We start from the raw sequence: 21877 nt of genomic DNA, 5'->3' as shown, positions 1-21877 counted from the left end.
TCTTCACGATGGGTCAGACGCACACTTCCGAGGAACCTCAGCCTGCGAGCTTCGAGAGCAGCGGGTTCGCAAACGCAAACAGCATTGCCACACCAACGCCAATCAGGAACGCCGCGTCGATCAGACCAGCCAAGAGGAACATCTTGGTTTGCAGCGGGTTCATCAGTTCCGGCTGACGGGCGCAAGCCTCGATGTACTTGCCGCCCATCAGACCGATACCGATACAGGCGCCGATTGCACCCAGGCCGATGATGATGCCGATACCGATGGCGGTCAGACCCTGGATGTTGGCGATGAAAGCTTGCATGATCACTCCTTTGATTAAAGACTTTGGAACTGGATTTATAAAAGACGAAACCGTGAAACCTGAGCTGATTCTGGGACTACTTAAAGCGTGTTAGTGCGTGTCATGCGCCTGGCCGATGTACACCAGCGTCAGCATCATGAAAATGAACGCTTGGAGCAGAACGATCAGAATGTGGAAAATCGCCCAGACCGTACCCGCGACCACGTGGCCGAGAAAGCCAAGTACAGAGGCGTCCGCGCCGAAGTGCCACATGCTGCCGAGCAGGGCGATCAGCAGGAAGAGCAGTTCGCCCGCGTACATGTTGCCGAACAGCCGCATGCCGAGAGAAACCGTCTTGGCGACGAACTCGATGATGTTCAGTGCAAGGTTCGGGATCCACAGCAGCGGATGCGCGCCGAACGGAGCCGACAGCAGTTCGTGAACGAAGCCGCCGGCGCCCTTGATCTTGAGGTTGTAGTAAATCATCAGCGCGAACACGCCGAGCGCGATGCCGAGCGTGCCGTTCAGGTCGGCAGTCGGAACGATGCGGTGATGCGGAATGGCTTCCGACAGACCCAGCCATTCGATCACGCGGCCCGGCAGGTCGACGGGGATGAAGTCGAGCGAATTCATCAGGGCGACCCAGACGAAGACGGTCAGCGCGAGCGGAGCGATGAAGCGGCGGTTGCCGTGGATCATCGACTTCGATTGATCTTCGACCATCTCCACGAGCATCTCGATCGCGCTCTGGAAGCGCCCCGGAACGCCGGACGTCGCCTTGCGGGCGGCGATGCCGAGAATCAGGATCGTGACCAGGCCGCAGACGATCGACCAGAACAACGTATCGAGATTCCAGACGTGGATGTCGAAAATCGACGTCTGATGGTGATTGGAAAGATTCTGCAAGTGGTGCGCAATGTACTCGGACGGATCCAGAGCGCGCGTTCCTTCGCTAGCTGCCATATCGTTAAAGCCACCCAAATTGTCAAAAATCTTTCGACGCCTGTCGATTCCCCGAGCCACCGCGTAGGCTTTGCGGCTCGCAGGGCGCAGGCCCGCGTGCAGGATATGGAATCCGCACGTATTTATTTGCTCTGATACTGTCTGCCCAACTGCTGGCGCGCCTCGTCCTGACCCACGCGCTCAGCGCCACACCATCGCAATCCAGTACGTCTTCAGCGCGACCAGATAGGTGACCAGAAGCGGCACCCACAATGCGCCTTTGTACCAGTACGCGATCGCGACAAACATTGCAATCGTCGCACCCATCTTGAGCGCCTCGCCGATCATCCAGCTCATGATGGTTTCGGCGCCACTCTTCGCTTTCAGGCGTGCCGCGAACAATGCGCTCGGCACCCAGCAGATCGCTCCTCCCAGGAAGGCGGACAGCGCGGCATCACCCGGCGGACTGTAGAACAGCCACCACGCCAGCGTCGCACCCAGGGACAAAACCATTTGCGCTGCCACGACCTTGTACGGCGTGACACGCGATGGACGACTCACTTCCGGACCAAACAGCGTCTCTGCCTGAGCCCGCGTGAGCGGAACGATATTGTTATCTTGCGCTTCGGCGTCCCACGAATCGTCAAACGAGTTGTGCGGCCGATTTCCGGATGTGTTCTCGTTAGCTTCAGATGGCGACCGGCGCCCGTCTTGCCCGCCTCGCGGCGCTCGATTCTGCTCTCGCACCGTCATCACACTATCTGCCAAAAAGTCCCGGTTCTCGACTACTTTCGCCCCTGCATTCGACAGCGCCATTACGCCGCGCTTTCTGGGTCGCCAAGCTGATAAATCCGGGGGATTGTAAGCGATTGTTGTCGGGGATTCAATAGTTTAGGTGCGTCAAAAGCCAAGCAGACGACTCTTAGAAATCAGTCGATCAACTGAGAATTTTCTTGCATTTATCGCCCGTTCGTGAAGGGTTGTAAGGCGCGGTTTTAGCTCATACAAGCCAGGCGCCGATCAGCGTTGCCACGATCCAGAATGGTATCGATACGATGTGAAACGGTGTCCACATGCCCTTCTCGCCGCAGAGTCGCACGGCGATCAGGTTGGCGAGCGATCCTATTGCGATACCGAAGCCGCCGACGCTCACGCCGAACGCGAGCGCGCGCCAATCCTTCGAGAACTCGGCGAGCATGATGGCGGCCGGCACGTTGCTGATGCCTTGTGACAGCACCGCGCCCGCCCCGTATGCGCGAAGGGGTGTGTGCAGGCCGATGCGCGCGATCGCGTCATGCACCCACGGCAACGCCGCGGCGCGGCGCAATACGATGAACATCAGCACGAAGATGAGCAGCAGCAGCCAGTCGATCTTCAGCACGACCTGCCGTCGCCACACCAGGAAGCCGATGACCACCGCGGCGAGAGCCGGCCCTGCATGATGCGCATCCGCAGACGCGACGAATACGACGAACGCCAGTGCCGCCACGATGCACAGCGTGCGGTCGACGCGATGCTCCTCGACGTCGCCGGAAAGGTCCAGTGGCTCGGCGCGGAACATGAAGGCCGTCAGCACGTACAGCATCGCCATCAATACCGCACAGAGCGGCGCGAGCGCCCACACGAACGCGCCGAACGACACCCCGCTCGTCTGCCAGAGAAAGAGATTCTGAGGATTCCCGAGCGGTGTCAGGACCGATCCCGCGTTCACCGCGAGAGCAATGAAGATGACGAGCCGTTTGATCGGAAGCGGCGCCAGTTTGTGCAGCGAAAGCGCCAGCGGCACGACGGCGAACAACGCGACGTCGTTGGTGAGGAGGGTCGAAAGTCCTGCGGCGAGCGCGATCAACAGGAACGCCAGCGTCCGCTCGCTGTGAATGCGATGCACGAGGCGATGCGCCATCCACATCAGGAATCCTGACAATTCGACGGCCTTCGTCAACATGAGCAAGCCGGCGAGCGTGAGCACCGTCTGCCAGTCGATCAGCGCGGGCAACGTGCCCCAGGGACGCGGGTGCAGAACCTGCAGTCCCGCGAGCGCGAGGATCAGAATCGCGAGGACGGGCTCCTTGCTGACGAGCGCCCACGCACGCGCGAACGTACGCGGCGCGGCGGCGTCCTTCGTGTTTGCGCTCGACAAGGCGCGATCAGGCGCGAGCGGCGTCGGCGGTGCCGCGCAGCCGGCTGAGAATGCCTTCGAGCGAATCGAGATCGCCGAAATCGATGGTGAGCTTGCCGCGCCCTCGCCCGCCGACCTTGATCTTCACGTTCGCCGACAGCAGGTCGGATAGCTCCTCTTCGAGCCTGCGCGTGTCGCGTCCACCATCGTTCGCGACGCGCGCCTTGGTCGCCGGCACTTCCTTCGTCGTCGACGTGACGAGCTTTTCGGTCTCGCGCACCGACATGCGCTTGTTGACCACCTGATTGGCCAGTTGAATCTGCGTCGCAGCGTCGACGGCGAGCAGCGCGCGCGCGTGGCCCATGTCGAGGTCGCCGGCGAGCAGCATCGTCTGGACCGGCGTCGCAAGGTTCAGCAGCCGCAAAAGGTTCGACACGGCACTGCGCGAGCGCCCAACGGATTCAGCCGCTTGTTCATGCGTGAAGTCGAATTCGTCGAGCAGGCGCTGGATGCCTTGCGCCTCTTCCAGCGGATTCAGGTCCTCGCGCTGGATGTTCTCGATCAGCGCCATCGCGGCGGCCGCCTGATCGGGCACGTTTTTGACGAGCACCGGTACCTCGTCGAGGCCGGCGATGCGCGCCGCGCGGAAACGTCGCTCGCCCGCGATGATTTCGTACTGCTCCGGCCCGATCAAGCGCACGAGGAGCGGCTGCATCAGGCCTTGCGCGCGAATGCTTGCGGCAAGCTCTTGCAGGCCGCCCTCGTCCATGCGCGTGCGCGGCTGGTACTTGCCCGCCTGCAGCTTTGACAACGGGAGCACACTCGGCACGCCTTCGCTGCGAACGGCCTCCGTGATGTCGACACTGCCGCCCAGCAACGCGTCGAGCCCGCGGCCCAAGCCTTTCTTTTTCATTACAGCGCTCATCTCGGTTCCTCCGGCAGCGTGTGCCGCGTCGAATGGGTGTGGGGTCAGAGCGCGCGCACGCGCTCCATCATTTCAGTGCCGAACTGCATGTAGGCCTGCGCGCCACGAGACGACTTGTCGAACACCACGCCTGGAAGGCCGTAGCTCGGCGCTTCGGCGAGACGCACGTTGCGCGGGATAACCACGTCGAACACTTTGCCGCCGAAATGTTCCTTCAACTGATCGGAAACCTGTTGTTGCAACGTGATCCGCGGATCGAACATGACGCGCAGCAGGCCGATCACCTTCAGGTCGCGATTGAGATTGGCGTGAACTTGCTTGATGGTATTGACGAGATCCGACAGACCTTCCAGGGCGAAGTACTCGCACTGCATCGGGATGACCACGCCATGCGCCGCGCACAGCCCGTTGAGCGTCAAGAGCGACAGCGCCGGCGGACAGTCGATCAGCACGAAATCGTAGTCTTCGATCACTTCCGCGAGCGCCGCGCGCAGCACATGCTCGCGATTGTCGACACCGACCAGTTCCACTTCCGCGCCGGCCAGCTCGCGGTTGGCCGGCAGAACATCGTAATTGACGGCTTCCGGGCGCTTGCGCGCATCGCGCAACGTGACACCATCCACCAGTACTTCATAAACCGTGTTCTCGCACGCTGCCTTGTCGATACCGCTGCCCATCGTGGCATTGCCCTGCGGGTCCAGATCGATCAACAGAACCCGCTGATCGAGCGCCGCAAGGCTCGCTGCGAGATTGACCGCTGTCGTCGTCTTTCCAACGCCGCCCTTCTGATTTGCGACGCAGAAGATTTTTGCCATCGTGTAGTGTCCTCGTTTCTTCGCTGCCAGAAGATCAGCGTTGGTTCAGCGTGCGTGGAGTACTTCAATACCGTTTGCGGCGCTCATTGCGGTGCAACAGCGATTTCAATCAAATGCCGTTCCGCATCGAGCATCGGTACGCGCAGACGCTCGATGTCGAGCACTGTCGCGCCTGCGGGAAGCCGTGCAATTTCGGCTTCAGGCCGTATGCCTTTCATCGCGAAAATTCGACCTTCGTCGGCAACCAGGTGACGCGCAAGTGTAACGAAATCGGTGAGCTCTGCGAACGCGCGCGACACGATTACATCGAATTTTCCGGGTACGTCGATTCCAGGCTGCAGACTCTCCACGCGTCCGGTGACCACGGACAGATTCGTCAGACCAAGCTGCACCTTCACTTGCGACTGAAATGCGGTTTTTTTATGAACAATATCGTTCACAGTGACTTGCCAGTCCGGCAAGACGATCGCCATGACGATCCCCGGAAGGCCGCCGCCCGAACCCACGTCGAGCGCGGTTGACGGTCCGCGCTTGGACAGCGAAAGAATGATCGCGAGGGAATCGAGAATGTGCTGGATCAGCATCTGGCGCGGATCGCGAATCGCGGTCAAGTTGTAGACAACGTTCCACTTGGCCAGCAATGCGACGTAGTCGATCAGCTTCTGCTGCAGGGCGTCGGACAACGTCAACCCCAGTTCGGCCGAACCATCCCTCAACAGCGCGTGAAGGGCTTCTGTACCGGGCTCTCTGCCCGCGCGGCCCGTCATTGGGCCGCCGGCGCGTTGCCGCTGCCGGTGTCCGTGATGCCAGCCGCAGCGCGACGTCCGAGGCCGCGTTTCAGGTGAACCATGAGGAGCGAAATTGCAGCAGGCGTGATTCCGGAAATGCGCGACGCCTGGCCAATCGTCTCCGGCCGGTGTTGTGTCAGCTTTTGTCGGGCCTCGAACGACAGCCCTCGCACCTCGGCATAGTCGATTCCCTCTGGAAGGCGCGTATTTTCCTGCGAGCCGTTCCGCTGAATCTCATCGGCTTGGCGATCGATATAGCCCTGATACTTCACACCGATCTCGATTTGCTCTTTGATCTGCGCGAGCAAGACCGGATCGTCTGCGAGCGCGGATTCCGGACCGCACGCGCCATCTCGAAGTGTGCAGATTCCCTCATAGGAAACACCGGGACGACGAAGCAAGTCCGCGAGACTGTACTCGTGATCGATCGGCTTCCCAAGGAGGGCGGTCGCTTCTGCGGAGGGAAGCGTCCTAGGATTGACCCATGTGGTGCGGAGACGCTCTGTTTCACGTGAAACAGCGTCACGTTTTCGACTGAACGCGTCCCAACGCACGTCATCGACGACACCAAGCTTTCGCCCGACCTCGGTTAGTCGCATATCGGCGTTATCTTCACGCAGGGAAAGGCGATATTCAGCGCGGCTAGTGAACATCCGGTACGGTTCGGAGACTCCACGCGTCACCAGATCGTCAACCAGTACACCCAAATAGGCTTCGTCACGACGCGGAGCCCACGCTTCCTTCCCTTGGACCTGCAACCCCGCGTTAATCCCCGCCAGAAGACCTTGCGCGGCGGCCTCTTCGTAGCCCGTCGTCCCGTTGATCTGTCCGGCGAAGAACAGGCCACCGATCGCTTTCGTCTCCAGCGATGCTTTCAGCGCGCGCGGGTCGAAATAGTCGTATTCAATGGCGTAGCCCGGCCGAAGAATGTGCGCGTGCTCAAGCCCGACCATCGAGCGCACGAGTTCGAGTTGCACGTCGAAGGGCAAACTGGTCGAAATGCCGTTCGGATAAAACTCATTCGTCGTAAGGCCTTCGGGCTCGAGGAAGATCTGATGTGCATCCTTGGACGCAAAACGGTGGATTTTGTCCTCGATGGACGGGCAATATCGCGGACCCACTCCTTCGATCACACCCGTATACATCGGGGAGCGATCGAGTCCTGCGCGAATAATGTCGTGCGTGCGCGCGTTCGTATGCGTCACCCAGCACGGCACTTGCTGCGGATGCTGCTCCACTCGGCCCAAAAACGAGAAAACCGGGATCGGATCGAGATCCCCGGGCTGCTCTTCGAGCTTGGAATAGTCGATTGTTCTTCCGTCGATTCGCGGCGGTGTCCCGGTCTTTAGCCGGCCTTGCGGAAGCTTTAACTCCTTGAGGCGCGCGGAGAGAGAAACCGCAGCAGGATCTCCCGCCCGTCCACCCGTGTAATTATTCAGACCGACGTGGATTTTTCCGTCGAGGAACGTACCGGCCGTCAGCACGACAGCGCGCGAGCGGAATCGCACACCAACCTGCGTCACAGCGCCTACCACCCGATCACCTTCCATAATCAAGTCGTCGACGGCTTGCTGGAACAGCCAAAGATCCGGCTGATTTTCCAGCCGATGCCGAATCGCTTGTTTATATAGCAGGCGGTCTGCTTGAGCGCGCGTCGCGCGCACCGCCGGTCCCTTCGACGAGTTGAGAATGCGGAACTGTATGCCCGCCTCGTCCGTTGCGGCCGCCATCGCGCCGCCCAGCGCGTCGACTTCCTTGACGAGATGCCCCTTGCCGATGCCGCCAATCGATGGATTGCAGCTCATTTGGCCGAGCGTCTCGATATTGTGGGTCAACAATAGGGTCTTGCAGCCCATTCGAGCCGAGGCCAACGCTGCTTCGGTGCCTGCGTGACCACCGCCAACGACGATCACATCGAATTCTGTCGGAAAAAGCATGAGATTTCGCGTGCGAACGACGCGAGCCTTGAAGAGAAATATCTCGCAATTATATCGCTTAAGCTTTAAGCCCGAATTTAGCCCGATCGGCTAATGATAAAAAAACGGCGTGTTTCACGTGAAACACGCCGTTCGATGTCAGGATCGGTCCAATTAAACTGCCTTCTTCGCGAGGCCCAGATAAGTTTCGATGACTCTCGGATTGTGCGCCAGATCGCTCGCCGGCCCTTCCATCGCAAATTCCCCGGTTTCCAGCACATATCCGTAGTCGGAAATCTGCAGAGCGGCACGGGCGTTTTGCTCGATCAGTAACGTCGCGACACCCGTTTCCCGAAGCGCACTGATGATATGGAAGATTTCCTTCACAATCAGCGGCGCCAAGCCAAGGCTCGGTTCATCGAGCATCAGCAGCTGCGGCTTCGCCATCAGCGCGCGCCCGACCGCGAGCATCTGGCGCTCGCCGCCGGAAAGCGTGCCCGATGCCTGCTTCCTTCGCTCCTTCAGTCGCGGGAACAGCTCAAAGACGTGCGGCAACTGATCGAGAAAATCTCGCTCGCCGGCGCGCTTGCGCCGATAGGCTCCCAGGATGAGATTGTCTTCCACGCTCATGCTTGCAAAGAGTTCGCGCTTCTCCGGCACCAAGCACATTCCACGTGAAACACGGCGCTCGATCTCCAGCGATGAAATGTCGTCACCGAGATACCGGACGACACCCTTCGCGTGTCCCGTCGAAGGCAAGGCGCCCATGATCGCGTTGAGCAAAGTGGATTTCCCCGCCCCGTTCGGCCCGATCACAGAAACGATCTGACCCGCGCCGACCGAAAGCCTGCCCTGATGCAATGCCTCGACTTTCCCGTAGCGGACGGACAAATCGCTGACCTGCAGAATCGGCTCGGCCGTGTTGATTGTTTGACTCATCTCACTCCACCCCACCCAGATACGCCTCGAGAACCGCCGGATCCTTCTGCACGTCTTGCGGCAGGCCTTCTGCGATCCGCGTGCCAAACTCCATGACGACCAGCCGGTCCGTGAGATTCATCACAAAATCCATGTCGTGCTCGACAAGCAGAACGCTCATTCCTTCCGCCTTCAGCTTCCGAAGCAGATCGGCGAGTTGCAGCTTCTCCTGATAACGCAGCCCCGCCGCAGGTTCGTCGAGAAGCAGCAGCGTCGGATCGCAGCAAAGCGCCCGCGCAATCTCCAAAATGCGCTGCTGTCCCAGCGCCAGGCTGCCGGCCTCGTCGTACAGATGCTTTTCCAGACCAACACGCGTGATCTGTTTCGCAGCCTCTGCCATCAGACGCGCTTCTTCGCCGGCGTTCAGCTTTGCGATGCTCCTCCAGACCCCCGTATTGCCGCGCAAATGCGCGCCGATCGCGACGTTCTCCAGCACGGTCATGCCCGGCAGCAGCTTGACGTGCTGGAACGTACGCCCGATGCCGCGCTTCACGATTTCACGTGAAGTCAGAGAGTCGATTCGCTCGCCGTGGAAAGTGATCGAGCCGCTCGTCGCCTGAAGTACGCCTGTGACGAGATTGAATGTCGTCGACTTGCCCGCGCCGTTCGGACCGATCAGTCCGATGATGTCGCCCGCTTTGACTTCGAAGCTCACGTCGTTGACCGCGACCAGGCCGCCAAACTCCTTGCGCGCTTTGTCGACGACAAGCAGGCGTTCGCCCGTTACCGGTTTGCTGCGCTGCGGCAACGATTCCGCATGGTCCGGCACGTGCGCGCGTGGGCCACGCGGAAACAGCCGCGACACGAACGGCCAGACGCCTTGTCGCGCGTACTGGAGCAATAGAACCATCAGCACGCCGAACACGATGATTTCAAAGTTGCCGTTCGCGCCGAGCAGTTTCGGAAGCAGTGTCTGAAGGTAGTCCTGCAGAACGGTGAGAATCGTCGCGCCGAGAACCGCACCCCAAACATGCGACACCCCCCCCACCACCGCCATGAACAGGAACTCGATGCCGTGATTCAGGCCGAACGGCGTTGGATTCACCGCGCGTTGAAGATGCGCGTAAAGGAAGCCCGAAATCGCCGCAAGCACCGCCGCATAGACGAAGATCACAACGCGCATCCAAGCCGTGTTCACGCCCATCGCTTCGGCCATCGTTCCGCCGCCGCGCAGCGCGCGAATAGCGCGGCCCGGACGGCTATTAAGCAGGTTCTGAACAGACACGACCGACAGCAGCACGACCACCCAGATCAGGTAGTAAATGCTGCGACCCGATTCCAGATGCCAACCGAACAGGTTCAGCACAGGAATGCCGTTGATGCCGTCGTACTTGCCAAGCAATTCGAGATTCCCGAACAGGAAGAACAGCGACAGACCCCAGGCGATTGTGCCGAGCGGCAGGAAGTGGCCGGAAAGGCGCATTGTGACCATGCCAAGCAGCAGCGCGACGAAAGCCGTGAGCACAATGCCGACGATCAACGCTAGCCACGGCGACACGCCGAACTGCGTCGTGAGAAACGCCGTCGTGTAGGCCCCGACGCCCACGAATGCCGCCTGCCCGAAGCTCGTCATCCCGCCGATGCCGGTCAGCAGCACGAGGCCGATCGCAACGATGGAGTACAGCCCGATGTAGTTGAGCAGCGTGACCCAGTACTCGGGCACGCGGATCGGTTGCGGCAAGACCGGCAGCGCGAACACCACCAGCAGGAAAACCCAAAAGAACTTGTTCCGGATCAGGAATTTCATCGCTTCACTCCTCTTCTTCTTCCGAATGCGGACTCGCCAGACTCCGCCACAGCAGCACCGGAATGATCAGCGTGAAAACGATCACCTCCTTGTAAGCGCTCGCCCAGAACGACGAATAGGATTCGAGCAGGCCGACGAGCAGCGAACCCGCCGCAGCGAGCGGATAACTCACCAGACCGCCGACGATAGCCCCCACAAACCCCTTCAGGCCGATCAGGAAGCCGGAGTCGTAGTAGATCGTCGTGATCGGGGCCACCAGGACGCCGCAGAGCGCCCCGAGACCGGCTGCCAGCGTGAATGCCAGCCGCCCGGCCTGCGTCGTTCCTATCCCCACCAGACGCGCGCCGAGCCGGTTCACCGACGTCGCCCTGAGCGCCTTGCCCGAGATCGAGCGATCGAAATAGAAGTAAAGCGCGACGATCAGCACAATAGCCGTGCCGACCACCCACAGGCTCTGGCCCGAAACCGATACCGTGCCGAACGTGAAGTTCGCGTCCGAGAACGGCGTCGTGCGCGATCCTTCCGCACCGAACATCACGAGTCCAAGGCCGACCATCGCGAAGTGCACCGCCACCGCGACGATCAGCAGCAGGAGCGTGCTCGCCTCCGCGATCGGCTCGTAAGCGAGCCGGTACACGAACGGCCCCATCGGCACGACGATCAGAAGTGTGAGCGCGATCTGCGCGACCATCGGCAAGGTCTGCATCAAGACGCCCTGCGTGAGCGCATAGACCGCGATCGGGAACAGGAGATACTTGCCCGCGAGCGCCACGAGCGTGCGCGCGATGTGCCGATATCGCGACGGATGCCGCACGATGCGCGCGAGTTCAGCGACGAAGCAGCCCGCGCCCATCGCCAGCAGCAGATAGCACGTCGCGGGGAGCTTCTGGGTCTGCAGCGCGGCGAGCGTGAGCGCGCCATATGCGACGAACTCGCCCTGTGGAATGAAGATGACGCGTGTCACGGAAAACACGAGCACCAGGGCGAGCGCGAGCAACGCGTAGATTGCGCCCGTGGTGATCCCGTCTTGCGCGAGGATCGCCGCAATCGATAAGTCCATACTTCCTCTTTGAAATCGGCCGGCTCCCGGTTGCTGCGGATAGCAGCTGGGCGAGCGCGGCAAAACATGGGAAAGCGGCGCGCCGATCCCCCGGTGCGCCGCTTTCGACAACGAGACGCGCCTGGTCAGCGACGCGTCTAAAACGCGTCAGTCGTTCTGCAGCTTCCACTTGCCGTCGACGATCTGCACCATCACGCGTGCGCGGTCATCGAAACCGTTGTGATCGGTCGGCGTCATGTTCATGATGCCGTGCGCCACGGGCAAGTCCTTCAGGCTTTCCAGCGACGCGCGCAGCGCCTCGCGGAACGCTTCCGTGCCCGGCTGGGCCTTCTTCAGCGCCTCGGGAATCGCGCGCTGGAGCATCTGGCCCGCATCCCAGGCGTGGCCGCCGAACGTCGACAGCGAGCCTGCGCCATAGGCCTTCTCGTACGCATTCTTGTACGCAGCCGATGACTTCTTCACCGGGTTGCTGTCCGGCAACTGATCGGTCACGAGCACCGGACCGGCGGGCAGCAGTTCGCCTTCGCAATCCTTGCCGCACACGCGCAGGAAGTCGTTATTTGCGACGCCATGAGTCTGATAGACCTTGCCCTTGTAACCGCGCTCCTTGAGCGCCTTCGCCGGCAGCGCGGAAGGCGTGCCCGCGCCCGCGATCAGCACCGCATCCGGATTCGCGCCCATCGTCTTCAACACCTGGCCAGTCACCGACGTATCGGTGCGGTTGTAGCGCTCGTTCGTGACGATCTTCAGCTTGTGCGCCGTGGCAGCCGCGCTGAACACGTTGTACCAGCCGTCGCCGTAGGCATCCGCGAAGCCGATGAAACCGACCGTCTTCACGCCGTGCTTTTCCATGTAGCTCGCGATGGCGTCGGCCATCAGTGCGTCGTTCTGCGGCGTCTTGAAGACCCACGCCTTTTTCGCGTCCATCGGCGAGATGATCGCCGCCGATGCCGCCATCGAGATCATCGGCGTCTTCGCCGACGACGCCGCGTCGATCATCGCGAGCGAGTTCGGCGTCACGGTCGAGCCGATGATCGCGTCGACGTGATCTTCGTCGATCAGCTTGCGAGTGTTCTGCACGGCGCGGCTCGTGTCGGAGCCGTCGTCGAGCACGATGTATTCGACCGACTTGCCGCCGATTTCCTTAGGCAGGAGCGCAATGGTGTTTTTCTCGGGAATGCCAAGCGATGCCGCCGGCCCCGTCGCCGAAAGCGTGACGCCGATCTTCACCTGCGCGAACGCGGCGCTTGCGCCGGTGAGTGCGAAGCCCGCGACCGCGAGCGCAATGCCCGTGCATACCCAGTGTTTTGTCTTTTTCATGACCTGTCTCCAAACGCGAATTGCTGTCGCGCACCCCGACGGTGCGCTGCTGCGAGTTGTTATCGAGTTGCCGCCCTTGCTGCTGCGTCAATCTATGTAGCGCGTGAAAGCGTGCCTAGCATCGTTTTCCCTGACCGCGCACCCTTTCCATAACTGCCCTTCTCTCACTTCACGGGCCCGCTTTGCTGAATGCGTACGGGCTTCTCGTTACGCAGAAAAAAAGGCGCGTATGAAGCAACGCGCCTTGTTCTCCAGGTTCAATTCATCGTGTCGGCGTGCTCAGTTGCTGACGAGCTTCCACTTCCCGCCGACGATCTCGACCATCACGCGTGCGCGCTGATCGAGGCCCGAGTGATCGTTCGCGCTCATGTTGACGATGCCATGCGACACCGCAAGATCCTTCGTGCTTTCGATGGCCGCCCGCAGTGCCTCGCGAAACGCCGGCGTACCCGGCTGCCCCTTCTTCAGCGCGAGAGGAATCGCGCGCTGCAGGATGAGACCCGCGTCCCATGCGTGACCGCCGAAAGTCGAAACCGAGCCCGCGCTGTTCGCTGCCTCGTACGCCTTCTTATAAGTAAGCGCTGCGCTCTTCACGGGATTCGAATCGGGCAGTTGCTCGGCAACCAGCAGCGGCCCCGCCGGCAGGAACGTGCCCTCGCAATCCTTGCCGCACACGCGCAGGAAGTCGTTGTTCGCGACGCCGTGCGTCTGATAAATCTTGCCCTTGTAGTTGCGCTCCTTGAGCGTCTTCTGCGGCAGCGCGGCCGGTGTGCCGGCACCGGCGATCAGCACCGCGTCCGGATTCTGCGAGACGATCTTCAGCACCTGCCCCGTCACCGACGCGTCGTTGCGCGCAAAGCGCTCGTTCGCGACGACCTTGATCTTCGCGAGATCGGCGGCCTTGCCGAACTCCTTGAACCAGCTCTCGCCATAGGCGTCGGAAAAGCCGATGAACGCCACCGTCTTCACGCCATGATTCGACATGTGCTGCGCGATGGCCGTCGCCATCAGGATGTCGTTCTGCGGCGTCTTGAAGACCCACGCGCGCTTCGCGTCCATCGGCTCGACGATCGAGGCCGCCGCGGCCATCGAGATCATCGGCGTGGACGTTTCAGCGGCTACATCGATCATCGCGAGCGAGTTCGGCACGACGGTCGAGCCGATCAGCGCATCGACGTGATCTTCGCTCGTCAGCTTGCGCGCGTTCTTGACGGCCTGTGTGGAATCAGTGGCATCGTCGAGCACGATGTATTGCACCTTTTGTCCCGCGATTTCCTTGGGCAATAACGCAATCGTATTTTTCTCCGGAATACCGAGCGACGCAGCCGGACCCGTCGCGGAAACGGTCACGCCCACTTTCACGTCTGCGAAAACCTGCGTGCTCATGAAAACCGAACTACCCGCTGCGATCATCGCCGCCGCGGTCCAGCGCAATGCGAACTTCATGCCTTTCTGCCCCGTGATTATTCGTGTGATTAAAGACGGATTTGCGGAATTGAATCACCGACCATTCGGTCGGCGAATGGCGAGTGTAGCGGAGGCGAGCCGCGCGTAGCAAGCGTTTTGAAGGGATTCTGGCCGCTCGCAGCTGCTTTTGAAAATGCCGCGAAATCCGCCGAAAATGATAAGGGAAAACGCGCATTAACCGGCGTCGAATTCAGCCGACAAAAGATAAAACGAAAAGGCGAAAAACAAATAAAAAAGCGCTGTTGGAATCATCCAACAGCGCTTTCGGTCGGGCACTTAGTGCCTCGTTGTCTCCTCGTTCTCCACCTCAAAAATTCGGTGCAACAGAACTAGGACGCATAGTAAATTGCGAAACGGTCTGTCACAACCTAGCATTTACCCTAGTGGTGCATAAAAGCACCTTAAATGGGCGATGTTTTATCGGCACCCGCTAAACGCAGATAATCCTTTTCGGCAGTTTGATTCGGATCGCCAAAGATTTCCGGTTATCCCTGCAACGGCCGCACACGCGCGATGATCTCGCCGACGATGCCGCGCCGGAAAGCCAGCACGCACGCAATGAAGATGAGCCCGGTCACGATCGTCACGGATTCGCCGAACGAGTTGAACCAGTCGACGCCGGTGATTCTTGCGAGTGCGCTGCCGATATCGCCGAGGCGGTTCTCCAGCGCCACGATGATCGCCGCGCCGAGCAGCGGCCCGAACATCGTGCTCATCCCGCCGACGAGCGTCATCAGCACGACGAGACCTGACATCGTCCAGTAGGCGTCACCGAGCGTCTCGAATCCGAGCACGACCACCTTTAGCGATCCGGCGAGCCCGGCCAGCCCCGCCGACAGGATGAACGCCAACAGTTTGAAGCGTGCGGTGTCGTAGCCGAGCGAGATCGCGCGCGGCTCGTTTTCCTTGATCGCGATCAGCACCTGCCCGAACGGTGAGTGCACGATCCGCACGATCAACGCAAACGCCAGCACCATCACGACGAGCAGCACGTAATAGAGCGTCAGGTCGGAGCCAAGGTCGATCGCGCCGAAGAGCTTGCCGCGCGGCACGCCTTGCAGGCCATCTTCGCCGTGCGTGAACGGCGCTTGCAGGAACACGAAGTAGACCATCTGCGCGAGCGCCAGCGTGATCATCGCGAAATAGATGCCCTGGCGCCGGATTGCGAACAGCCCGACGACGAGCCCCAGTACCGTCGCGACCGCCGTCCCCGCGATCACGCCGACCTCGGGTGTGAAACCGAGTGTCTGGATCACGTAGCCTGTGGTGTAGCCGGCGCTCGCGAGGAACATCGCGTGACCGAACGAGAGCAGCCCCGTGTAGCCGATGAGCAGATTGAACGCAGCTGCGAAGAGCGCGAAACACAGCACCTTCATCATGAACACGGGATAGACGCCCGCGAACGGCGCGGCGATCAGGCCGATCAGCAACAGCACATAAAGCGCTTTTCTCTGCATCATTTTTCCTTGCCGAAGAGTCCTGCAGGGCGCACCAGGAGGACGAGCGCCATGATGACGAAGACGACCGTCGCGGACGCTTCCGGATAGAACACGCGCGTCAGGCCTTCGATCACGCCGAGCAGCAGCCCGGTAAGAATCGATCCCATGATCGACCCCATGCCACCGATCACGACGACCGCGAACACGGTGATGATCATCGACTGGCCCATCAGCGGCGACACCTGGATCACCGGCGCCGCGAGCACGCCTGCAAACGCCGCGAGCGCCACGCCGAAGCCGTAGGTGAGCGTGACCATCAACGGCACGTTGATGCCGAACGCCTCGACGAGCTTCGGGTTTTCCGTGCCCGCGCGCAGGTAGGCGCCGAGACGCGTCTTCTCGATCACGAACCAGGTCGCGAAGCAGACGATGAGCGATGCCACCACGACCCACGCCCGATAGTTCGGGAGGAACATGAAGCCGAGGTTGGTCGCGCCTGACAGGAGCGGCGGCACGTCGTAGGGCTGTCCCGAAGAGCCGTAGACGGAGCGGAACACGCCTTCGATCACGAGCGTGATGCCGAAGGTGAGCAAGAGGCCGTAGAGGTGATCGAGCTTGTAGAGCCAGCGGAGCATCGTGCGTTCGATCACCATGCCGAACACGCCGACGATCACCGGCGCGAGCAGCAGCATCGCCCAGTACGGCACGTTGAAGTACGAAAAGCCCATCCAGGTGAGCATGGCGCCCAGCATGAACAACGCGCCATGGGCGAAGTTGATCACGTTGAGCAAGCCGAAGATCACCGCGAGCCCGAGACTCAGGATCGCGTAGAACGAGCCGTTGACCAGCCCGAGCAGCAACTGGCTCATCATCGCGACGAGCGGAATGCCGAAAATTTCCATCGAATCTGCCGTCAGAGTGGTTTTGGCGCGAAAACGGCGGCAAGCGGCCAGCTACAGCCGCGCACCGTCCCGTCCCGCTCTTGCACTACCCATGCAGAGCTGTCGACCAGAGTTGGCGCTGTAGATCAGAGTTGGCGCTTCGACGCTTGCCCTGATCCCATGTGCCTGCTCTGGTCTCATGCAAAGCTACTTCCAGAGCTTGCAGCGCGACTCCGCCTTCGTGCCGAATGCCTGGTCGCCGGGAATCGTCGCAGTGACCTTGTAGTAGTCCCACGGCTCCTTCGATTCCGACGGCTTCTTCACTTCCATCAGGTACATGTCATGGATCATGCTGCCGTCTTCGCGAATGTAGCCCTTCGCGTAGAAGTCGTTGATCTTCGCCTTGTGCAGTTGCTCCATGACCTTGTCGCTGTCGGTCGTGCCCGCTGCCTGCACCGCCTTCAGGTAGGTCGTGACCGCGGAGTAGTCGGCGGCCTGCAGGCTCGACGGCATCTTCTTCATCTTGCCGAAGTAGCGTTGCGCCCACTTGCGCGCCGCGTCGTCCTTGTTCCAGTACCAGCTGTCGGTCGCGACGAGGCCTTGCGTCGTTTCGAGTCCCAGGCTGTGGATGTCGTTGATGAAGATAAGAAGCGCGGCGAGCTTCATCGTCTTCGTGACGCCGAATTCCTTCGCGGCCTTGATCGAGTTGATCGTATCGCCGCCTGCATTTGCCAGGCCGAGCACCTGCGCCTTCGAACCTTGTGCCTGCAACAGGAACGACGAGAAGTCCGACGCCGACAGCGGATGACGCACCGCGCCGAGCACCTGTCCGCCGTTGGCCTTCACCACGTCGGACGTATTCTTTTCCAGCGCCTTGCCGAACGCGTAGTCGGCGGTGAGGAAGTACCACGACTTGCCGCCCTGCTTGGTCACTGCCGAGCCCGTGCCCTTTGCCAGCGCCATGGTGTCGTAGGCATAGTGGACGGTGTACGGCGAGCACTGCTCGTTGGTCAGGTTATCCGCGCCCGCGCCGATGTTGATGTACGGCGTCTTCTTCTCTGCCGCGACCTGCGCGGTGGAAAGCGCCGTCGCCGAGTTGGTGCCGCCGATGATCACGTTGACGCCGTCGCGGTCGATCCATTCGCGCGAACGCGAGGCAGCGATGTCCGCCTTGTTCTGATGGTCAGCGTAGACGAGTTCGATCGGCTTGCCGTTGACCTTGCCACCGAAGTCGGCGATCGCCATGCGGATCGCTTCGAGGCCGCCTTGACCGTCGATGTCGGCATAGAGACCCGACAAGTCGGTGACGAAACCGATCTTTACCGTATTGCCGTCGGCGGCTTGAGCGCTGCCCGCCGTCAATGCAACGCCCGCCGCCGCAGCCGCAAAGCAAAGGGAAGAGAGGCGCGCGAGAGTCTTCTTTTTCATTCCAGTCTCCATGGGTTTATGGTTGTTGCTTGTGCGCTTCTGGCGCATGCACACATGCGATCCCGTCTGCGGGCATGCGCATGCGGCACCGGTACTGACGCTACTGCGAACCGTTGACGATCACACCCCGAGCAGTTCGTGCAGCACCGGCATCTTCGCTTCGAGTTCCCCTGCGTTGAAATGCTCGACGATATTCCCGTGCTCCATCACATAGAAGCGATCGGCGAGCGGCGCCGCAAAGCGAAAATTCTGTTCCACCATCACGATCGTGTAGCCGCGCGACTTGAGCATCAGGATCATGCGCGCGAGCGCCTGCACGATCACGGGCGCGAGTCCTTCCGAGATCTCGTCGAGCAAGAGCAGGTTCGCGCCGGTGCGCAGGATGCGCGCGACCGCGAGCATCTGCTGTTCGCCGCCCGAAAGCCGCGTGCCCTGGCTCGCGCGGCGTTCCTTGAGGTTCGGGAACATCGAATAGATCTCGTCGAGCGACATGCTGGCCTTCTCGTCGCCGACGAGCGGCGGCAACATGAGGTTTTCCTCGCACGAGAGGCTCGAAAAGATGCCACGCTCTTCAGGGCAATAGCCGATGCCGCAATGCGCGATCTTGTGCGTCGGCATGCTGATTGTCTCGCGGCCGCCGACGCGGATCGATCCGGTGCGGCGGCCCGTGAGGCCCATGATCGCGCGCAGTGTCGTGGTGCGCCCGGCGCCGTTGCGCCCGAGCAGCGTGACGACTTCGCCGCGATTCACCTTCAGGTCGACGCCATGAAGGATGTGCGACTCCCCATACCACGCCTGAAGCCCCGAGATTTCGAGTGCGGGATCGTTGCCCGCTGCACCGCGCGTATCGAGCGGGCGCCGTTCCTCCACGATCGTGCTCATGCGTGCGCTCCCGTCAGCGCGGCGTCGGCGCTGCCCATGTAGGCTTCCATCACGAGCGGATTCTTCGACACTTCCGCGTAGTTGCCTTCGGCCAGCACCTCGCCGCGCTGAAGCACGGTGATGGTGTCGGAGATGCCCGCGATCACGTTCATGTTGTGTTCGACCATCAGGATGGTGCGGCCCACCGAGACCTTCTTGATGAGCGCTGTCACACGATCGACATCTTCATGGCCCATACCTTGCGTCGGTTCGTCGAGCAGCATCAGTTCGGGCTCCATCGAAAGCGTGGTCGCGATTTCGAGCGCGCGCTTGCGTCCGTACGAGAGTTCGACCGTCTTCGTGTCCGCAAAGTCGGTGAGCCCCACTTGCGTGAGCAGGTCCATCGCGCGGTCGTTGAGGCTGTCGAGCGAGCGCTCGCTGCGCCAGAAATGAAATGACGTGCCGAGCTGCCGCTGCAATCCGATGCGCACGTTCTGCAACACGGTGAGGTGCGGAAAAACGGCGGAGATCTGGAACGAGCGGATCACGCCGCGCCGCGCGATATGCGCGGGACGCTCGCGCGTGATGTCTGCGCCGTTGAAGACGATCTGTCCGGCCGTCGGTTCGAGAAACTTCGTGAGCAGGTTGAAGCAGGTGGTCTTGCCCGCGCCGTTCGGTCCGATCAGCGCGTGGATCGAGCCGCGGCGCACGCGCAGGTTCACGCCATTCACGGCGGTGAAGCCTTTGAATTCTTTTGTGAGGCCACGCGTTTCCAGAATCGTGTCGCCGAGAATCATGTCCCCTTCCATGCGAAATGAGGCGGCAGGCAAAGTGTTCGCCCGCGCGTTATTTTTGGTTTCTTCGCGCGTGCCCGAACGTGCGTTACTCAGGATCTTCGGTGCTTTCGCCGCGGATTTCGTGCTGCACAAACACAGCACGCGACAAACCGGGTATGCATTGGCTCGGTGCCATTGTCGCGCCAATGATGCAGCGCAATCATCGGGATTTGCACTTAGTAAGATGGGACGATTAGAGCGCTTATTCCAGCCCCGGCCGTACACCTTCAGGTGTCGCCGCGCAAATGCGAGCGGCCCCTCGTGCGGGGCCGTTTTGATAGTGGCGCGACGATTGCTGACGCCAGCCGGTCAGCAACCTGTCGCGCGCGTCATGCAAGCGCGGTCGCGATCACTTCCTGCACATCGACATGGCGCCGGTCCGCGCGGATCATTTCGCTCGCGCGCTCGGCGATCATGAGCGTCGGCGAGTTGGTGTTACCCGACGTGATGGTCGGCATGACCGATGCATCCACGATGCGCAGTCCGCGAAGCCCGATTACGCGCAGGCGGCTGTCGACCACGGCCGCGGGATCGTTGTCGGCGCCCATGCGGCACGTCCCGACCGGATGGAAAATGGTCGTGCCGATCTTGCCGGCGGCTTGCGCGAGTTCCTCGTCGGTCTGGAAAGCGGTGCCCGGCAGGATCTCCTCCGGCGAATAGCGCGCGAGCGCCGGTGCGGCCGCGATGCGCCGTGTGAGCCGCAACGCGTTGGCCGCGACTTCCCTGTCGCGTTCCGTCGACAGGTAATTCGGCGCGATCAGCGGCGCCACGTGCGCATCGGGCGACCCAATGTGCACGCTGCCGCGCGAAGTCGGACGCAACGGACACACCGACGCCGTGAATGCATTGAACGCATGCAGCGGTTCACCGAAGCGATCGAGCGAAAGCGGCTGCACGTGATATTCGAGGTCCGGCCGCGTAATCGACGCGTCGTTCACATTCGACTTCGCGAACGCGCCGAGTTGCGACGGCGCCATCGACATCGGCCCGCTACGCGTGAGCGCATATTGCAGTCCGATGAAAAGCTTGCCCCACCAGTGTGCGGACAGCGTGTTGAGCGTGCGCACGCCGTTCACCTTGTAGGCCATGCGCAATTGCAAATGGTCCTGAAGGTTTTCGCCGACGCCGCGCAGATCGCGCACGACATCGATACCGAGCCGCTGCAGCCGCGCGCCATTGCCGACGCCGGACAGTTCGAGGATTTGCGGCGAATTCACCGCACCCGCGCTCAGGATCACTTCGTAGCGCGCTTTCGCGAGGTAGTCGACATCGCCGCCGCGATAGTCCACACCGACGCAGCGATTGCCTTCGAAGATGAGCCGCTGTGTGTGGGCGCCCGTGATCGTCGTCAGGTTCGGGCGCTTCATTGCGGCGCGCAGGAAGGCCTTCGACGCATTCCAGCGGATGCCGCTCTTCTGGTTCACGTCGAAATAGCCGACGCCCGTGTTGTCGCCGCGGTTGAAGTCGTCGGTGGCGGGGATGCCGGTTTGCTGCGCGGCCTCCGAAAACGTCTCGAGGACTTTCCATTTGAGCCGCTGCTTCTCGACCCGCCACTCGCCGCCCGCGCCGTGGAATTCGTTCGCGCCGCCGTGGTGATCTTCGCTGCGCCTGAAAACCGGCAGCACGGAATCCCACGACCAGTTCGGATCGCCCGTGATGTGCGCCCACTCGTCGTAGTCTTCGCGCTGGCCGCGCATGTAGATCATCCCGTTGATCGACGAGCAGCCGCCGAGCACGCGTCCGCGCGGATACGAGAGCGCGCGGCCATCGAGACCCGGCTCCGCTTGCGTCTTGTAGAGCCAGTCCGTGCGTGGATTGCCAATGCAATACAGATAGCCGACCGGCACGTGAATCCAGTGATAGTCGTCCTTGCCGCCGGCTTCGAGCAGCAACACGCTCACTTCCGGATCTTCGCTCAGGCGGTTCGCCAGCACGCAGCCGGCCGTTCCCGCGCCGACGATGATGTAGTCGAACTCGCCTTCGAGCTTTCGCACGTTCTGTTTCACCCTTGTCTCCTTCGATCCTACAGGGTTCATGCCCTTCGCCGCGCGAACAGGCGAAGGGACGTG

19 protein-coding genes are annotated in these 21877 nt (G+C 61.3%); all 19 read right to left on the bottom strand.

Translation table 11 applies throughout. The features are described 5' to 3' along the window. Window positions 1–37: 37 nt before the first annotated feature. The 19 genes from atpE to AWB81_RS00720 all read right to left on the bottom strand — a co-directional run bounded on the left by atpE (window position 38) and on the right by AWB81_RS00720 (window position 21844). Window positions 38–307: a F0F1 ATP synthase subunit C gene (gene atpE / locus AWB81_RS00810; protein WP_007180033.1), complete on the bottom strand. Its 270-nt coding sequence runs from the start codon at window positions 305–307 to the stop codon at window positions 38–40. A gap of 90 nt (window positions 308–397) precedes the next feature. Then, window positions 398–1249 carry a F0F1 ATP synthase subunit A gene (gene atpB / locus AWB81_RS00805; RefSeq protein ID WP_062631998.1) on the bottom strand — a complete coding sequence of 284 codons (852 nt, stop codon included), beginning with the start codon at window positions 1247–1249 and terminating at the stop codon, window positions 398–400. A 180-nt stretch (window positions 1250–1429) separates the two neighbouring features. Next, the gene (locus AWB81_RS00800; RefSeq protein ID WP_062631997.1) at window positions 1430–1981 is read right to left on the bottom strand and encodes an ATP synthase subunit I; all 552 of its coding nucleotides are present in this window, start codon (window positions 1979–1981) and stop codon (window positions 1430–1432) included. Window positions 1982–2228: 247 nt separating this feature from the next. Further along, window positions 2229–3368, bottom strand: a complete 1140-nt coding sequence (locus tag AWB81_RS00795; RefSeq protein WP_062631996.1) for an SLC13 family permease — start codon at window positions 3366–3368, stop codon at window positions 2229–2231. Window positions 3369–3375: 7 nt separating this feature from the next. Then, window positions 3376–4272, bottom strand: coding sequence for a ParB/RepB/Spo0J family partition protein (locus AWB81_RS00790; protein WP_062631995.1), 897 nt, complete (start codon window positions 4270–4272; stop codon window positions 3376–3378). A 44-nt stretch (window positions 4273–4316) separates the two neighbouring features. Continuing rightward, window positions 4317–5087 (bottom strand): ParA family protein, encoded by a 771-nt coding sequence (locus tag AWB81_RS00785; RefSeq protein ID WP_062631994.1) that lies wholly within the window; start codon window positions 5085–5087, stop codon window positions 4317–4319. Between the two features lie 83 nt (window positions 5088–5170). After that, the gene (gene rsmG / locus AWB81_RS00780) at window positions 5171–5854 is read right to left on the bottom strand and encodes a 16S rRNA (guanine(527)-N(7))-methyltransferase RsmG (RefSeq protein WP_062631993.1); all 684 of its coding nucleotides are present in this window, start codon (window positions 5852–5854) and stop codon (window positions 5171–5173) included. Then, entirely contained in the window at window positions 5851–7812 is a 1962-nt protein-coding gene (gene mnmG, locus AWB81_RS00775) for a tRNA uridine-5-carboxymethylaminomethyl(34) synthesis enzyme MnmG (protein ID WP_062631992.1), read from the bottom strand. Before mnmG ends, rsmG begins: the two co-directional genes overlap by 4 nt. A gap of 153 nt (window positions 7813–7965) precedes the next feature. Next, window positions 7966–8730, bottom strand: a complete 765-nt coding sequence (locus tag AWB81_RS00770; protein WP_062631991.1) for an ABC transporter ATP-binding protein — start codon at window positions 8728–8730, stop codon at window positions 7966–7968. A 1-nt stretch (window position 8731) separates the two neighbouring features. Next, window positions 8732–10516 carry a branched-chain amino acid ABC transporter ATP-binding protein/permease gene (locus tag AWB81_RS00765; protein ID WP_062631990.1) on the bottom strand — a complete coding sequence of 595 codons (1785 nt, stop codon included), beginning with the start codon at window positions 10514–10516 and terminating at the stop codon, window positions 8732–8734. Between the two features lie 4 nt (window positions 10517–10520). Continuing rightward, complete coding sequence (locus AWB81_RS00760) at window positions 10521–11576, bottom strand: branched-chain amino acid ABC transporter permease (RefSeq protein ID WP_062631989.1); 1056 nt, start codon at window positions 11574–11576, stop codon at window positions 10521–10523. A gap of 147 nt (window positions 11577–11723) precedes the next feature. Then, window positions 11724–12896: an ABC transporter substrate-binding protein gene (locus AWB81_RS00755; RefSeq protein WP_062631988.1), complete on the bottom strand. Its 1173-nt coding sequence runs from the start codon at window positions 12894–12896 to the stop codon at window positions 11724–11726. Window positions 12897–13175: 279 nt separating this feature from the next. Beyond that, complete coding sequence (locus tag AWB81_RS00750; RefSeq protein WP_062631987.1) at window positions 13176–14342, bottom strand: ABC transporter substrate-binding protein; 1167 nt, start codon at window positions 14340–14342, stop codon at window positions 13176–13178. A 506-nt stretch (window positions 14343–14848) separates the two neighbouring features. Next, window positions 14849–15820, bottom strand: coding sequence for a branched-chain amino acid ABC transporter permease (locus tag AWB81_RS00745; RefSeq protein WP_062631986.1), 972 nt, complete (start codon window positions 15818–15820; stop codon window positions 14849–14851). Next, window positions 15820–16704 (bottom strand): branched-chain amino acid ABC transporter permease, encoded by an 885-nt coding sequence (locus AWB81_RS00740; protein ID WP_062631985.1) that lies wholly within the window; start codon window positions 16702–16704, stop codon window positions 15820–15822. Before AWB81_RS00740 ends, AWB81_RS00745 begins: the two co-directional genes overlap by 1 nt. Window positions 16705–16890: 186 nt before the next feature. Continuing rightward, window positions 16891–18111: an ABC transporter substrate-binding protein gene (locus AWB81_RS00735; RefSeq protein ID WP_062631984.1), complete on the bottom strand. Its 1221-nt coding sequence runs from the start codon at window positions 18109–18111 to the stop codon at window positions 16891–16893. Window positions 18112–18231: 120 nt separating this feature from the next. Beyond that, window positions 18232–18993, bottom strand: coding sequence for an ABC transporter ATP-binding protein (locus AWB81_RS00730; RefSeq protein WP_062631983.1), 762 nt, complete (start codon window positions 18991–18993; stop codon window positions 18232–18234). Next, complete coding sequence (locus tag AWB81_RS00725; RefSeq protein ID WP_062631982.1) at window positions 18990–19769, bottom strand: ABC transporter ATP-binding protein; 780 nt, start codon at window positions 19767–19769, stop codon at window positions 18990–18992. The genes AWB81_RS00730 and AWB81_RS00725 overlap by 4 nt, the downstream gene beginning before the upstream one ends. Before the next feature lie 368 nt (window positions 19770–20137). After that, window positions 20138–21844 carry a GMC family oxidoreductase gene (locus AWB81_RS00720; RefSeq protein ID WP_200822466.1) on the bottom strand — a complete coding sequence of 569 codons (1707 nt, stop codon included), beginning with the start codon at window positions 21842–21844 and terminating at the stop codon, window positions 20138–20140. Window positions 21845–21877: the final 33 nt, after the last annotated feature.

This window comes from Caballeronia arationis (assembly GCF_001544975.2).
Lineage (GTDB): Bacteria > Pseudomonadota > Gammaproteobacteria > Burkholderiales > Burkholderiaceae > Caballeronia > Caballeronia arationis.
The sequence above is the reverse complement of the archived record's forward strand: the minus strand, read 5'-3'. Positions and strand labels throughout refer to the sequence as shown.

What these genes read in the sequence shown, in the direction of transcription:
- atpE (WP_007180033.1), bottom strand. Translation starts at nt 307, where the DNA reads ATGCAAGCTTTCATCGCCAACATCCAGGGTCTGACCGCCATCGGTATC.
- atpB (WP_062631998.1), bottom strand. Translation starts at nt 1,249, where the DNA reads ATGGCAGCTAGCGAAGGAACGCGCGCTCTGGATCCGTCCGAGTACATT.
- AWB81_RS00800 (WP_062631997.1), bottom strand. Translation starts at nt 1,981, where the DNA reads ATGACGGTGCGAGAGCAGAATCGAGCGCCGCGAGGCGGGCAAGACGGG.
- AWB81_RS00790 (WP_062631995.1), bottom strand. Translation starts at nt 4,272, where the DNA reads ATGAGCGCTGTAATGAAAAAGAAAGGCTTGGGCCGCGGGCTCGACGCG.
- AWB81_RS00785 (WP_062631994.1), bottom strand. Translation starts at nt 5,087, where the DNA reads ATGGCAAAAATCTTCTGCGTCGCAAATCAGAAGGGCGGCGTTGGAAAG.
- rsmG (WP_062631993.1), bottom strand. Translation starts at nt 5,854, where the DNA reads ATGACGGGCCGCGCGGGCAGAGAGCCCGGTACAGAAGCCCTTCACGCG.
- mnmG (WP_062631992.1), bottom strand. Translation starts at nt 7,812, where the DNA reads ATGCTTTTTCCGACAGAATTCGATGTGATCGTCGTTGGCGGTGGTCAC.
- AWB81_RS00770 (WP_062631991.1), bottom strand. Translation starts at nt 8,730, where the DNA reads ATGAGTCAAACAATCAACACGGCCGAGCCGATTCTGCAGGTCAGCGAT.
- AWB81_RS00765 (WP_062631990.1), bottom strand. Translation starts at nt 10,516, where the DNA reads ATGAAATTCCTGATCCGGAACAAGTTCTTTTGGGTTTTCCTGCTGGTG.
- AWB81_RS00760 (WP_062631989.1), bottom strand. Translation starts at nt 11,576, where the DNA reads ATGGACTTATCGATTGCGGCGATCCTCGCGCAAGACGGGATCACCACG.
- AWB81_RS00755 (WP_062631988.1), bottom strand. Translation starts at nt 12,896, where the DNA reads ATGAAAAAGACAAAACACTGGGTATGCACGGGCATTGCGCTCGCGGTC.
- AWB81_RS00750 (WP_062631987.1), bottom strand. Translation starts at nt 14,342, where the DNA reads ATGAAGTTCGCATTGCGCTGGACCGCGGCGGCGATGATCGCAGCGGGT.
- AWB81_RS00745 (WP_062631986.1), bottom strand. Translation starts at nt 15,820, where the DNA reads ATGCAGAGAAAAGCGCTTTATGTGCTGTTGCTGATCGGCCTGATCGCC.
- AWB81_RS00740 (WP_062631985.1), bottom strand. Translation starts at nt 16,704, where the DNA reads ATGGAAATTTTCGGCATTCCGCTCGTCGCGATGATGAGCCAGTTGCTG.
- AWB81_RS00735 (WP_062631984.1), bottom strand. Translation starts at nt 18,111, where the DNA reads ATGAAAAAGAAGACTCTCGCGCGCCTCTCTTCCCTTTGCTTTGCGGCT.
- AWB81_RS00730 (WP_062631983.1), bottom strand. Translation starts at nt 18,993, where the DNA reads ATGAGCACGATCGTGGAGGAACGGCGCCCGCTCGATACGCGCGGTGCA.
- AWB81_RS00725 (WP_062631982.1), bottom strand. Translation starts at nt 19,769, where the DNA reads ATGATTCTCGGCGACACGATTCTGGAAACGCGTGGCCTCACAAAAGAA.
- AWB81_RS00720 (WP_200822466.1), bottom strand. Translation starts at nt 21,844, where the DNA reads ATGAACCCTGTAGGATCGAAGGAGACAAGGGTGAAACAGAACGTGCGA.